Here is a 12,977-nt window from a genome sequence, read left to right on the forward strand (position 1 = left end):
ATTTCAGTACCGCGAAAGGCGATTCAATCGGGGAGAACCCAAGGTCGGGCATAGCTCTCTGTAATTATTCTTAATGTAGTTAACAGCGAGTTTTCGCAGGTTCGCCCTGTGGTTATAAAGAATGTACAGCCTGATATCAGAGCCCACAGCGGGGCCCAGATGTTTGGTGATAATGTCTTTCCCAAGCAACTCCTGCTCCGTCGAAGCAGACTCGTCAGAAGACGTTCTGGTACGCCATAGATAAATCGCGTCACGGGCTTCGGCCATACGCGTATTTAAAGGCGATCCCTCGTAATCTCGCACAGCGGTAACGGTTTCACCGTGAACGTATTCCAGTAGCGACGAGGAGATGCGTTCAAGTTTTTCATCTCCCGCAAACCACTGCGCCATCGTGAGCCATTTCTCGTCGATGGGTGCTGACATCGTAGTCGGCAGCGCGTTGAAAATTTCTTCGGTATTCTTATCAATGGAACCAATGGCACGGACCACCATGTCGGTATGCCCGGTTTTGTCGAGGATCTTTTTGAACTCCATCACCATAGCCAGTTTTTGATAAGCCGAATCCCCGGACCTGGGATATCCAAGTCTTTCGGAGAACAGCCAGTTCAACGTAGACCGTATGTCCGCAATCGCTCTCGCATCTTGAAAATGCGGTTGCGTCAGCATGTCCATACTTTGCTGATATTCCGAGTCGGAAAGATGCTCCAAGGCGTGCAAGAGCGGTCCGTTGGTGAAAACATAGAACGCCGAATTATCGGCAAGCCATTGCTGGCCCACGTCGTCAACGTATTTGTAGTACTGAGGGGAGAACAGCCGCTCTGCCACCGAAGCACCATGGATAGGACATCCATGATGATGCAGCGCTCCGCGCAGTTCATCCTCCACGACTCCCACCAGGATTTCTGATCGGTCACGCATCGCTTGGCCAAATGGACTGCTGTTATTGACGGCTAGCCAGGTTTCCCGCTGCTTTGCCGTAGGTTCCGGATCGTTTCGGCAGGCGGTAAGGACCACGCCAAACAGCACACCCATGACACACAAAATCAATAGTCTCTTCATCATTTTCTTACTTGTTATTTGAACGTGCACAGTCGAGTGCCCTTAGCTCTGGACACGTTGCTATGCAGTGATTGTTTTTTAAAAAGCCGATCTCGTGAGAGTTCGTGCGCTGCTAGTCTTCCTTTTGAAGTCAAGAATTCCGCACCACGATTTCTCAAAGGTCGGTTCGCCCAGATCACTCTCGATCATGCGAAAGCGGAGGCTAGCAAACGTTCTCATTGTTTTGTAGAGGACGGGACCGGTTGGCTTGCCAGCTTGTCGACAGCAACCGCATTGATTTAGCTAGTTGAACGGCAAGTGGCGCCGCTCTCATGCAAGTATTTAGAAAACTAAAATAGGACCAATCCTGCGATTCAATTGCTTCGCAAGCATCCGAAGCGGCGCAAACACCGTCAATTTCTGCACAACGCTGCCGCGGGCAGCGCGGATTCACCTTCCTTCAGCACCGCAACGGTCTGGCGTTCTCTACGTCTGCTTTTTTTCAAGGAGCCACGATATCGGAGAGACTCAGAAATTCTACCGACTATCGTTTACTCAGAGGGAAAGCTTAAGGCCTGACGTGATGCGTGCGAGCCAGGAACGGGAGCACGCTTAGTGCCAGTGTTACTCGTCGATCGGTGAAATCACCAATCAACAACGCTATTTTTCAGAAAGCACTTATGGAACACGTACAAAATCTATCCGCTGGCCCGTCCACCACATGGCCTGCAATGAGCGAACTCGCTACGCCAGATAAGAGCGTCAAAACAATCAAAGCCGATCCGGAAGGAGACGATCACGCTGGTAAGGCTGATAGCGCTGTTCAAGCCGTCCCGCGTCGAGCCGGCACACCAGGGTCGGATAAGCTTGCCAGAATCTTCATGCGTAGCAAAAACATGGAGTTGGAGTCGGGCATTCGCAGCATGATCAGTGACTGCAAGACTGATTGGCTGTCTAGGACGCTTATTGCGCACAACGCCGCGGTACCCGCGTTGGCAGAGACATTATTGACGGCTGCACAGGGAGACATGACAGAGGCTTTTGTCTTCGCTGCTGCAATGGGCGATTCGTGCACTGCCTCTGCATTCTTTGAGGCGGGGGCAGATACTGTTGAGGCTGCTAAAGGCTTGATTGATAGAGGCGAATGGGATGCCGTGCAGCTCATCATCAAGGACAGATTGTTTCGCTTCTCAGAGGGCAGCGAGGGTCTTTCCGGTGTCGTGACGTACGCGCTGGAATCGAACAACGCTCCAAGCGGGAACTGGCTGAAATGGCTGTGCGGCGATGTGCCGAGTGCCGAAAAGCTTGTTGCCGCGCACTTCGGGCAAAAACGTCATCTGGTGCGATTGATGGACATGGCCAGGTCACAAAGCATCAGCCCAGGCCCGTTGATGGAGGCCGTTATCAACATGCCGGACCTAAGCCGCGAAGAACGTATCAGCGCGATTCGGACAATCGTTGACTCGGAGGAGGTTCCTGAGCATGGTGCGTTTGCCTCAGACAAGGCGCTCCATGAGCAATTAGTGCAAAGCAATATAGAGGCGGCGGAACTGATGATTGCTGGTGGTGTGGGCTGGAACCACGCGCTGTTCCTTGCTGGTTCCGTTGGTGATGGACTGGCAATAAAAAACCTGCTCAGATGCAACGGCGTCCGACAGAATGATGTCATGAATGTCCTGCTGTCTCGGCCTTCTCCTGACGGTAAGAGTGCTATTGTTTATTCGATGATCCAACACTATGTCCTGGAGGGACATTCATCCTCGTCGTCGAAAATCCGTGAGCTGAAAGGGCTATTGAATGCTCGCCCAGAAATCAAAGGGCTCTTTAGAGACCTTGCTGAAATAATGCTGCGAAACGAGATAGAGGCAGGCAATACTCATGCCGTCGCGATTTTGATGACAGCCGGTGTCACGTTAGACGACATCAATGACCTGGATTGGTTAGCCGATCCTATGCGCACTAGGGTTGCTCAACAACAGGTTGACGCTCACAGCAACCCCGGCAATACGGTTAAACCGAGCAAGCAGTTTGTTTAACCCCCTTATCACCATGCGGTGTGTCGCTCGAAAGCCGGCACTTTCGAGCCGCTAACGTGCATTCTTAAATGTGTTAGCCATATCACTGACCCAAGCTTTGTACTGATAGTCTTTATCCGCATGCCCCTGCAGATAATCTATCAGTTCTTTTCGCATTGCCGGACATTTCAATCCAGAGGGTTCCATACTCACTTAAGGGAATGCCCCCCCTCTTTAGCCAGCCATTACATTTCTAACCCTGTCAAGATTCAGCAGATTCGAATCAGACCCGGGAAGAACGTCCACAGCGATGATCGCCTCATCGAAACCGCTAATGTTCGAATAATCCATATAAACTTCGTCTTCCCTCGGTACGTAGAACCGGAAAGACGTGTCCTCGCCAAACTCACCGTCATTAGAAGCAACTACTAGCTTGCATGGCACATCAGCCCACTTCGCCCAAGACTTCAAGAACTCCCGTGAAAATGCCAATCCAATACTCAACGTTAGTTCTTCTGAAAAATCATCAATATGGATGGTATTGAATGAAACTTCATAACCAGTCAAATCGCCAAATCTTGACCGAATCATGTCTGGCCCCATCTCTTCAAGCTTTGACGCATAGTTCTCAAAAAAATAGCATCCGTTTTTCTTTGAAAAGCCGGACTGGATAATTTGTGAAAGGCCAATCGGCAGTTGCGGATAGCGAACCAAATTCAACAGCTCTCTAGAAGCACGTCGTCTCATTTCGTCGTTGAACAAAATCACTTCCTTGCTCCTAAGTAGCCGTACAGAGCTTTACTAATTGCTCGATAACAAGACTCCTCTTTTAACAAATCCTGAACAGCCTTAGGGGCCAAGACGTCTTTTTCCTTATCAAAGAAAACTTTTCTATTCGGATCATAGTAGTACTTTGAGCCTCCACTATCCTGATAATGAATTTGACCGGCCCGTCACACGTAATTCCAGCCGGGTTAGCTACGATCACATTGGCGCGAGACCCCGCGACCTCCAGTAACCCGCGCAACTGCGAGGGATTGCGCGCGGTCACCTGATTCAAGATCGTCGTTGCGGGGTTGCGGCCCAAATGGGGATTACCCGCAATCTGGCCGGCCAACTGTGTCTGGCTCGCCGCACCGCTGTTGTTCAGAATGACGCCGGAAGGGCCGACGTTGAACTCGGTGAACTTGTTGTTCGACACGCCTGCCGCAGGCGGTGCGATCTGGATCACCGGCACCCCGCCTTGATGCTCCACTGCTGGACGCACGCCGGCAGCATGGGGATCGACGGTCAGGGGCAAAGTCTGCGCCAATACCGGGCCACCACCAGAGAGACTCAGCAACACATACGCGAACACTCTGTTCCACGCGCCACAAACTTGAATACGAAACGAACGCATCATCTGCACATTTACGACGCACACGGCACCGCCACCGGCGAGACGGTGCAATGGACGTGACGATTGAGAGAAGGAAATCATTAACCGAGTCGATAGGACTCAGCCAGGGCAAGACGCCCAGCATCGAGGCATGTCGTTGCACGGTTTCCAACGGTATAAACAGGCGCCAACGCATCGCTCTCGGCTGAGCGAGTTGCTAGGCTAGCGAACGTTCTTATTGTTTTGTAGCGGGGTAGCGGCCGGATTTCGCTACCCCTGAGCGGCGAGGACGTTGATATCGCTTGCTGAGCCGCAGATCCTACGGTTTACGCGTAAAGATCAGGCATATTCAAAAACAGGACTGTTCCTATTTTTCTACCCGCTCGATACCCCGGCTTATCAGGTTGGCAGGACCATCACGCATTCGCCCGCAACTTGCGCAACAACGCCGGCAAGAACAGCACCGCCAGCGCCAACACGATGAAGGTGGCCGACAACGGCGAGGACACCAGCACCAGAGGATTGCCTTCGCCTATCGACAAGGCACGGCGCAATTGCGTCTCTGCTAGCGGCCCCAGAATCAATCCGATCAATACCGGCGCAATGGGAAAGTCATAAACGCGCATCACATAACCTGCCAAACCGATCACAAACATCAGCAGCAGATCCATCCACGACGTGCCGACGCCCCAGATCCCGACCATGGCAAAAACCAGGATGCCCGCATACAAATACGGACGAGGCACCAACAGCAATCGCACCCACAAGCCCACCAATGGCAGATTCAAGACCAGCAGCATCAGGTTGCCTACGTATAGCGACGCGATCAACCCCCATACCAGGTCGGCGCTGTTGACGAACAAGAATGGCCCGGGTTGCAGACCATAACTTTGGAACGCGGCCAGCAATACGGCAGCGGTAGCCGACGTGGGCAGGCCCAGAGTCAACAACGGCACCAATATGCCCGCCGCCGCCGCATTGTTGGCGGCCTCGGGCCCAGCAACACCCTCAATCGCACCCTTGCCGAATTCTTCTTTATGCCGGCTCAATCGACGCTCTATCGTGTACGACAGAAAGGTCGGCACCTCGGATCCCCCGGCCGGCAACGCGCCTATCGGAAAACCCAGCGCCGTTCCGCGCAGCCATGGTTTCCAGGACCGTCGCCAATCCTGCCCCGTCATCCAGCGCCCGCCCGACAGCGGATTCACCGCAGGCGGCGCGTTGCGATAGCGGCTGGCCACATAGAGAATTTCCCCGATTGCAAACAATGACACCAGCACCACCGTGATATCGATGCCATCCAACAAATCCGGAGAGCCGAACGCCAGGCGCGCCTGCCCCGAGGGGCCGTCAATGCCCACCACACCCATCGCCAGGCCCAGGAACAACGCAATAAAGCCGCGCACCCGCGACGTCCCCAACACCACCGATACCGACGTAAAGGCCAGCAGCATCAACGCAAAATAATCCGCCGGCCCGAACACGAATGCCAGCTCCGCGATCGCCGGCGCCAGGAACGTCAAGCCCAACGTCGCCAATGTCCCTGCCACAAAGGACCCGATCGCTGCCGTAGCCAGCGCTGCTGCGCCGCGCCCGGCACGCGCCATCTTGTTACCCTCGAGCGCCGTCATCATCGAGCCGCTTTCGCCGGGGGTATTCAACAATATCGAGGTCGTGGACCCGCCATACATCGCCCCGTACAACACGCCGGCAAACATGATGAATGCCGCCGTCGGCGCCAGCTTGACCGTCACGGGCAACAACAGCGCAATCGTCAGGGCCGGTCCGATCCCCGGCAACACACCAATGGCGGTCCCAAGTAACGATCCGACAAAGGCCCACATCAAATGCACGGGCTGCAGCGCGACGGCAAAACCCGCCATCAAGGAATCAAAGGCACCCATTTCACCACCCTGCCAGCGGCAATGCGCCACCCAACGTCACACCCAACCAGGAGAATCCCGCCCAGCAAATCCCGCCCAGCACCAAGCCGATCACGCTGTCGAGCACCAGCCTGCGCGATCCAAACGCATGCGTGACCAAGACAAACGCCAACATGGCGGTCAGGGGAAATCCGAGCGATTGCATCGTGAGTAATGGGATGCCTGCCCCTGCCGCCGCAAAGGCAAAGGCCTTGCGCGATGGCGCGGCGCCGGCCTCGGCGCTCTCGGCCTCCTGGGGATCAAACGAGTCGCCGCGCGCGATCTGCGCCATCAACGCCAGTCCGAGCAGAATCAGGACTGCACCGACCAGCATGACGAATGCCCCCGGCCCTACCCCGCCGTAACCCGCCGCATCCGGCAGCGCATACCCTTGCTGCAGCCAGATCGCGCCGATAATGATCACGGCCAATCCCAACCACCACGGACGGCGTTGCGGTGTCGCGGGCATGACGTTCTCCTGTGCGGAAATGGCTTACTTTGCCAGGCCGAGATCTTTCAACACTTGTGCCTGACGGACTTTTTCCTCGTCCAGGAATTTGGCGAAATCGTCACCTGCGAGGTAAGCGTCATCCCACCCCTGCTTCTCCAGGGTCTGCTTCCATTGAGGTGAGGCATGCATCTTTTGAAAACGATCCAGCCACATGGCGCGGCCTTCTTTGCTCATCCCCGGCGCTCCCACAATACCGCGCCAATTCCCGATTACCACGTCCACGCCCGATTCTTTGAGGGTCGGCGCGTCAACGCCTGGCAGGCGTTTATCAGACGTCACGGCAATGATGCGCAGACGCTTTTGGTCCGCATAGGGTTTGAACTCTGACAACCCCGACAACGCCAGCTTCAGTTGCCCACTGACCAGCAAGGGCACCAGCTCCGCGCCGCTCGGATAGGGGATGTAATTGAGTTTGCGCGGATCGACACCGGCGGATTTGGCGATCAGCCCTGCCGCGACTTGGTCGACACCGCCGATCGAACCGCCGCCGATTGCCAGTGCGCCCGGGTTGCTCTTCATCGCGGCGATCACATCGGCCACGGTCTTGATGGGTGAATCCATCGGTACGGCCAGCACATCGGCGTCGTCGGTCAATCTGACGAGCGGCGTCACCTGGTCCAGCGATACCGGCGATTTATTCAGGATGATGCCGCCGACCAGGATGGCCCCCATCGACATGATGGCGTTGTCGTCGTTCTTGCTGGTGTTGATGAACTCTGCCAGGCCGATCGTTCCGCCTGCGCCGCCCTTGTTCGTGACCTGAAACCCATCAGTGAAAATGCCGGCCTGCTGCATGACCTGCAACGGCACGCGCGCCGCGGCGTCATAGCCGCCGCCCGGCCCTCCCGGTGCCATGACTTTTGCCGGCGCGGCCCCCGCCGCCCACGGCAGCGCAGCCACAACCAATGAAGCCAAAACCCGTGTGATTCCTAGCATGGATGTCTCCTCGATTGGCCGATGCGTGATGTCACCCACCGGCCATTGCCTGTTTATTGATATACGGCGTAATAGACTTTGATACTAGACAATTTTCGGGCGCAATGCCATGTCGTTGTTGTCAGGGTATTCAGCCAGCAGCGTCTCTTGCGTTCCCACCGGCGCGCAGATCCGGCAAGGACAATCGCGCTTACCACTGTCCGCCAGACCAACGACTTATTCATACAAGAGCTCGCTCATGCCGAGCAGGCATTGAAACTCGTACTGTCCGGGATAGTCTTCCATCTCGTCGCCCGTCGAGTTGGGCGCGGTTGATTTCCGTATCCCAATAGTCGCCCTTGACCAGACAGACTGATGCTTTCATCACAGGTATGGAGCCGCTTCATCAAACGGTGATCCTCCAGACAGAGCAGCGAAGTGAACAAGACGCATCCGGAAGTCCCTTTCAGCAAACCCGAGATGACAAGAACACACCACCAAAGCCCAAGTTCCCGGCCATGAACAATTCGCTGGATGCCGCTATTGCGGCGCAGCGCTGGCGGCATAATTGCGGCGACGCAAAACGCCACTCGATCCCGTCTTTCGCACGCGCCATGCACGCTCGGTTTCCCTCAAGGAAATCTTGTGAGCAGCTCACGTAAGCCGCTCACAAACCTTTGATTTATATGGTTTTTACTTATATGCATAGTGCATATTGATGTTTCACACTTCGCATGTGAGTACCTAGAATGGGCTCATGTAGGCAGTTCTGGAAACATCTGTGAGCCGCTTACACATCCACTGAAGATGCGGCGGCCATGATCTTTTCTCCTGTTTTTTCTGCACCTGCACATGAAGCAAACAGCGCCTTAAGTTTTGGGGATGACGCCTACACACGCGTGCGGCGAGACATACTTTCTTGCCGATTGCCTCCCGGCGCATTTGTGACCGAACCGGAACTGATGACCAGGTACGGCATCCGCAAGAACAGCGTGCGTATCGCCTTGGTAAGACTGGCCCATGAAGGCTTTGTAAAGTCCCGCCCTCGCAAGGGCTATCAAATTGCGCCCATTACCTTGCGGGACGTGGAAGAAGTCTTCACGCTGCGTGTTCAGCTCGAACCCCTGGCGGCACGTCTGGCCGTCGGCCGCGTTGACATCGTACAGTTGCGTGAGCTCGAGGCCGCCTGCCGGGTGCAACACCCGGTCATGCAATTGAACGATCAGATTGATGCGTTCATGGATGCAAACTCGGCCTTTCATCTGGCCATCTCGGCCGCCTGCGGCAATGAACGGCTGCATCGCACGTTGGCATCGCTGTTGGACGAAATGTCCCGGCTGGTTGCCCTGGGATTCGGCGTTCAGAAGACCAAGCCCGAAATCAAGCACGACCACAACGCCTTGATAGCAGCGTTCGAAGACAAGGACGGCAAGCGCGCCGAACTGATCGCGCGACGACATATAGAGACATTCCAGGCAATGACCATGGAGAAACTTTATGCAAGTCTGGCGGAAACCGGTGCGGCCATTCCTATTAGCGGCCCAGGGAGCTGGCGATGAATGCGCAGGCTGACATTGAACCGACTCATGACACGGCACGCGTTGCCACGCCAACCGTGCTGCGGGCGACACACCTCAATAAGTTCTATGGTGACCTGCAAGCCCTGCGGGACGTATCTTTTGACGTGCACCGTGGCGAGGTCGTCGCCCTGTTGGGCGCCTCCGGCTGCGGTAAAAGCACGCTGCTGAATATCGCAGCGGGCCTGGATTCGTTCGATCGCGGCGAATTGGAAATAGAAGGCAAGCCTGCAGCGCAATTCGAACAATGGCACAAACTGGCATATATGTTCCAGGAAGACCGTTTGCTGCCTTGGCGCACCGTGCGTGATAACGTGGAATTCGGGCTGGAGGCCCAATCACTGCCCCGCCACGAACGGCATGAGCGTGCGGAACAAGCCCTGCGCACCGTAGGACTGGCCGAGTTCGCTCAATCGTGGCCCCATCAGCTGTCCGGCGGCATGCGCAGCCGCGTCGCCCTGGCGCGCAGCCTGGTCGTCGAGCCCTCCATACTGCTGATGGACGAACCCTTTTCAAAGCTGGATCCGCACACGCGCAGCCAGATGCATCAGGAACTGCTGCGAATTCAGGCCGGTAGTGGCGCCACCATTCTGTTTGTCACGCATGACGTTGAAGAAGCCGTCGTGCTCGCGGATCGCATCGTGCTGCTGGAACCTCGTCCCGGCCGCGTCAAACAAATCGTCGACGTGCCTCTGGCCCGTCCTCGCTTGCCCACCGACCCGGACGCGGCCGAACTGACGCGTCAGCTCCGCCTGAAGGTGACACCATGACGCAAACCGCCACGCGCTCCTTGTGGATTCTGCTGAGTCAGCGTCTGTTCCTCGCGCTGGTCTTTATTGCCATCTGGGCGCTTGCAGCGTCGCGCATGCCGGCGTTTATCCTGCCCGGCCCCTCGAAAGTCTGGGCAGCCATGCAGGCCCTGTTCGCCACGCCCACGTTCCTGCACGACATCGGCATGACGCTGTATCGCGTAGCGATGGGTTTTGTCCTGGCCACCATCGTGGGCACGCCATTGGGCTTGGCGCTGGGATCGAACCGCACGCTGGCCAATTTTTTCGAGCCCCTGCTCTCGGTGACCAATACCGTCTCGTCGGCGATCTGGGCGGTATTCGCGATCATCTGGTTTGGGATATCGAACGCGACAACGATCTTTGTCGTCTTCATGACCGCCATGCCGCTGATCCTGACCAATGTATGGCAGGGATCAAAGAACGTAGACAAACAGCATATAGATCTGGCGCGCAGCTTTCGCATGTCGCGCACGCAAATCCTGCGCAAGATTTATCTGCCCACCATCCTGCCCTACTTTTTCTCTGGCGCCCGATTGGCATTCGGATTCGGCTGGCGGGTGTCGCTCGTCGCCGAAACGCTGGGCTCTTCTGATGGCATCGGATACCGGCTGCGTCAGGCAGCTGATCTGGTGCAAACAGACCAGGTATTCGCGTGGACGCTCACACTGGTCTTGCTGATGCTCGCCCTCGAGGGAGGGCTGTTGAAACCGATGGAACGCCGTTTGTTTCGCTGGAAACCGATTTAAAACTCAACGGAGTTTTTACGATGAACTGGAAAAAATATCTGCCCGTCACGCTGGCAGCAGCAGCCTTGTTTGCCTCTGCCAATGCCCTGGCCGCCGACAAAGTACGTATTGGTTATTGGAGCAGCGGTGTCAGCCTGGGCTATGGCTCAGTGCTGGAGGCCACCGATTTTCTGAAGAAGCAGAATCTGGACGTTGAATTCGTTCGCTTCCCCGATGTCAATGCTCCCTTGCGTGCATTGGCGTCGAACTCGATCGACCTGGCGTTTGGCGCGCCCGCTGCCGGCGTATTCAGCAGCGCCGCCGAAGGCGTTCCCATCAAGGTCTTTTCCGCAACCCAACCTGCCGACGTGCAATTCGTCGTACCCGAAGGCTCGCCCATTACGTCATTGGAACAGCTGCGCGGCAAGAAAGTCGGCATGTCACCGGCCGGCAGCTCTGTTGCTGTCATCGCCGGCGCAGTGCTGGACGGCAACTATGGCATCAAGAGCAATGACTTCTCGCTAGTGGGCGGCAACGAATCCCGCATCGCGCAATTCCTCGCGCAAAAGCAAGTCGATGCTGCGGCATTGCGTTCCGTCACGATCGCCCAACTGAGCGAACTGAAAGTCACTCGCCTGGGGTCGTTTGCCGACGAATGGAAAAAGCTGACCAAGAGCGACTCCGTGCCCTATATCGGCATCGGTGCCGTGCGCAGCGAATTCATCGCGCAACATCCCGATGTGGTGGCCCGTGTGCTGGCAGGCATGCGCAACACCCTGTCGTGGGGCGAAACGCATCGGGACGAAGTCGTGGAGATCCTGCAAAAGTCCGCCAACCTGCCCGAACAAGATGCCCGCGTCTACGCAGGCCAATGGTCGAACATGAACCGCGTCGCCTTCGAGCCGGCGGATATTGCCACGCTGAAACGCGAGCATCAGGTCTTTACAGAAAGCGGAATGATCAAGGGTGAACTCAAAGACGATCTTTTCATGACCGGTCCCTACGAACAATCCAAAACCATCAAGTAACACCACAAAGGAATAGCATGAGCAAAACCATGAAAGCACTGCTGTTGAGCGAACACGGCGACCTGGATCAACTGCAGGTCGTCACCGATAAACCCGCCCCCACCGCCACGGCAGGCCATGTGGTGATTCGCGTGGGTGCGTCCTCATTCAACTATCACGACGTATTCACCGTGCGCGGCATGCCCGGCATCAAGGTGCCGCTGCCTGTCGTGATCGGCCTGGATATGGCGGGTGAAATTGTCGAAGTCGGTGACGACGTGTCTGACTGGAAAGTCGGCGACCGCGTCCTGGTCAACCCGCTGAATCGCGCCAAGGGCCTGATGGGCGAGATGCTGGACGGCGGTATGGCCGAATACTGCCTGGTGTCCGCACAGCAACTGATCGCCCTGCCCGACCAAGTCAGCTATGAAGATGCAGCCGCCCTGCCCGTCGCCTATGGCACCGCGCACCGCATGCTGATCACCCACAACACCGTCAAAGCAGGTGATCGCGTGGTGGTATTGGGCGCCAGCGGCGGCGTAGGCACTGCCTGCGTCATCCTGGCAAAACTGCTGGGCGCAGAAGTCATCGCCTGCGCGGGCAGCGACGCCAAAGGCGAACAACTGCTGAAGATCGGCGCCGATCACGTCATCAATTATCGCGACACCGATTTCTCGAAATGGGCCATCGCGCAATATGGCAAACCCCAACGCCGCACCAACGAAGGCGGCGTGGATGTCGTCATCAACTTCACCGGCGGCGACACCTGGGTGCCTTCGCTGAAATGCCTCAAACGCGGCGGCACCTTGCTCGTATGCGGCGCCACGGCAGGCCATGATCCGAAAGAAGATCTGCGCTATGTATGGAGCTTCGAATTGAACATCAAAGGTTCGAACAGTTTCTACGATGACAACCTCAAGGCCCTGCTGGACATGGTGGCCGACGGCAGTATCAAGCCCGTTATCGATCGCGTCGTGCCACTGGAACAAGCCGCCGAAGGGCTGGCACTGATCCGCGACCGCGAAGTGCTGGGCAAGGTCATCGTCAAACCCTGATTTCGCGCCTGCTTACGAAATCATTTCCCTGAATCTTTCATCA

The 12,977-nt window shown here is 56.4% G+C and carries 12 protein-coding genes and 1 pseudogene; 6 read left to right on the forward strand and 7 right to left on the reverse strand.

Annotated features, from left to right (window positions below):
- Positions 1 to 3: 3 nt before the first annotated feature.
- A complete protein-coding gene (locus tag ACYVIT_RS18270) occupies positions 4 to 1,062 on the reverse strand; it encodes a hypothetical protein (RefSeq protein ID WP_415806783.1) in 1,059 nt (352 codons plus the stop codon).
- Positions 1,063 to 1,718: 656 nt separating this feature from the next.
- Here ACYVIT_RS18270 and ACYVIT_RS18275 point away from each other — a divergent pair.
- Positions 1,719 to 3,074 carry a hypothetical protein gene (locus tag ACYVIT_RS18275; protein WP_415806782.1) on the forward strand — a complete coding sequence of 452 codons (1,356 nt, stop codon included), beginning with the start codon at positions 1,719 to 1,721 and terminating at the stop codon, positions 3,072 to 3,074.
- Positions 3,075 to 3,287: 213 nt separating this feature from the next.
- Here the strand turns inward: ACYVIT_RS18275 and ACYVIT_RS18280 are convergent, their stop codons facing one another.
- The 6 genes and pseudogenes from ACYVIT_RS18280 to ACYVIT_RS18305 all read right to left on the reverse strand — a co-directional run.
- Positions 3,288 to 3,821 carry a hypothetical protein gene (locus ACYVIT_RS18280; RefSeq protein WP_415806780.1) on the reverse strand — a complete coding sequence of 178 codons (534 nt, stop codon included), beginning with the start codon at positions 3,819 to 3,821 and terminating at the stop codon, positions 3,288 to 3,290.
- A 61-nt stretch (positions 3,822 to 3,882) separates the two neighbouring features.
- Positions 3,883 to 4,533: a two-partner secretion domain-containing protein gene (locus tag ACYVIT_RS18285; protein WP_415806779.1), complete on the reverse strand. Its 651-nt coding sequence runs from the start codon at positions 4,531 to 4,533 to the stop codon at positions 3,883 to 3,885.
- Positions 4,534 to 4,847: 314 nt separating this feature from the next.
- Complete coding sequence (locus tag ACYVIT_RS18290; RefSeq protein WP_415806778.1) at positions 4,848 to 6,335, reverse strand: tripartite tricarboxylate transporter permease; 1,488 nt, start codon at positions 6,333 to 6,335, stop codon at positions 4,848 to 4,850.
- 1 nt (position 6,336) lies between these two features.
- Positions 6,337 to 6,822: a tripartite tricarboxylate transporter TctB family protein gene (locus tag ACYVIT_RS18295; protein WP_415806777.1), complete on the reverse strand. Its 486-nt coding sequence runs from the start codon at positions 6,820 to 6,822 to the stop codon at positions 6,337 to 6,339.
- A gap of 24 nt (positions 6,823 to 6,846) precedes the next feature.
- On the reverse strand, positions 6,847 to 7,800 hold the full coding sequence (locus ACYVIT_RS18300) for a tripartite tricarboxylate transporter substrate binding protein (RefSeq protein WP_415806776.1): 954 nt from the start codon (positions 7,798 to 7,800) through the stop codon (positions 6,847 to 6,849).
- A 132-nt stretch (positions 7,801 to 7,932) separates the two neighbouring features.
- Positions 7,933 to 8,076: pseudogene (locus ACYVIT_RS18305) on the reverse strand (proline dehydrogenase family protein); the annotation flags it as partial.
- 521 nt (positions 8,077 to 8,597) lie between these two features.
- On the opposite strand from ACYVIT_RS18305, the gene ACYVIT_RS18310 reads away from it, so the two are divergent.
- From ACYVIT_RS18310 to ACYVIT_RS18330, 5 genes are read left to right on the forward strand one after another with little or no spacing between them, the layout of a single operon-like run.
- On the forward strand, positions 8,598 to 9,338 hold the full coding sequence (locus ACYVIT_RS18310) for a GntR family transcriptional regulator (protein WP_415806775.1): 741 nt from the start codon (positions 8,598 to 8,600) through the stop codon (positions 9,336 to 9,338).
- Complete coding sequence (locus ACYVIT_RS18315; protein ID WP_415806774.1) at positions 9,335 to 10,126, forward strand: ABC transporter ATP-binding protein; 792 nt, start codon at positions 9,335 to 9,337, stop codon at positions 10,124 to 10,126. Before ACYVIT_RS18310 ends, ACYVIT_RS18315 begins: the two co-directional genes overlap by 4 nt.
- A complete protein-coding gene (locus tag ACYVIT_RS18320; RefSeq protein ID WP_415806773.1) occupies positions 10,123 to 10,893 on the forward strand; it encodes an ABC transporter permease in 771 nt (256 codons plus the stop codon). The genes ACYVIT_RS18315 and ACYVIT_RS18320 overlap by 4 nt, the downstream gene beginning before the upstream one ends.
- Before the next feature lie 20 nt (positions 10,894 to 10,913).
- Positions 10,914 to 11,900, forward strand: coding sequence for an ABC transporter substrate-binding protein (locus ACYVIT_RS18325; protein ID WP_415806772.1), 987 nt, complete (start codon positions 10,914 to 10,916; stop codon positions 11,898 to 11,900).
- Positions 11,901 to 11,929: 29 nt separating this feature from the next.
- A complete protein-coding gene (locus tag ACYVIT_RS18330) occupies positions 11,930 to 12,934 on the forward strand; it encodes a zinc-binding dehydrogenase (RefSeq protein ID WP_415806879.1) in 1,005 nt (334 codons plus the stop codon).
- Positions 12,935 to 12,977 lie beyond the last annotated feature (43 nt).

It is taken from the genome of Bordetella muralis, from assembly GCF_054781015.1.

What these genes read in the sequence shown, in the direction of transcription:
- ACYVIT_RS18270 (WP_415806783.1), bottom strand. Translation starts at nt 1,062, where the DNA reads ATGATGAAGAGACTATTGATTTTGTGTGTCATGGGTGTGCTGTTTGGC.
- ACYVIT_RS18275 (WP_415806782.1), top strand. Translation starts at nt 1,719, where the DNA reads ATGGAACACGTACAAAATCTATCCGCTGGCCCGTCCACCACATGGCCT.
- ACYVIT_RS18285 (WP_415806779.1), bottom strand. Translation starts at nt 4,533, where the DNA reads ATGATTTCCTTCTCTCAATCGTCACGTCCATTGCACCGTCTCGCCGGT.
- ACYVIT_RS18290 (WP_415806778.1), bottom strand. Translation starts at nt 6,335, where the DNA reads ATGGGTGCCTTTGATTCCTTGATGGCGGGTTTTGCCGTCGCGCTGCAG.
- ACYVIT_RS18295 (WP_415806777.1), bottom strand. Translation starts at nt 6,822, where the DNA reads ATGCCCGCGACACCGCAACGCCGTCCGTGGTGGTTGGGATTGGCCGTG.
- ACYVIT_RS18300 (WP_415806776.1), bottom strand. Translation starts at nt 7,800, where the DNA reads ATGCTAGGAATCACACGGGTTTTGGCTTCATTGGTTGTGGCTGCGCTG.
- ACYVIT_RS18310 (WP_415806775.1), top strand. Translation starts at nt 8,598, where the DNA reads ATGATCTTTTCTCCTGTTTTTTCTGCACCTGCACATGAAGCAAACAGC.
- ACYVIT_RS18315 (WP_415806774.1), top strand. Translation starts at nt 9,335, where the DNA reads ATGAATGCGCAGGCTGACATTGAACCGACTCATGACACGGCACGCGTT.
- ACYVIT_RS18320 (WP_415806773.1), top strand. Translation starts at nt 10,123, where the DNA reads ATGACGCAAACCGCCACGCGCTCCTTGTGGATTCTGCTGAGTCAGCGT.
- ACYVIT_RS18325 (WP_415806772.1), top strand. Translation starts at nt 10,914, where the DNA reads ATGAACTGGAAAAAATATCTGCCCGTCACGCTGGCAGCAGCAGCCTTG.
- ACYVIT_RS18330 (WP_415806879.1), top strand. Translation starts at nt 11,930, where the DNA reads ATGAAAGCACTGCTGTTGAGCGAACACGGCGACCTGGATCAACTGCAG.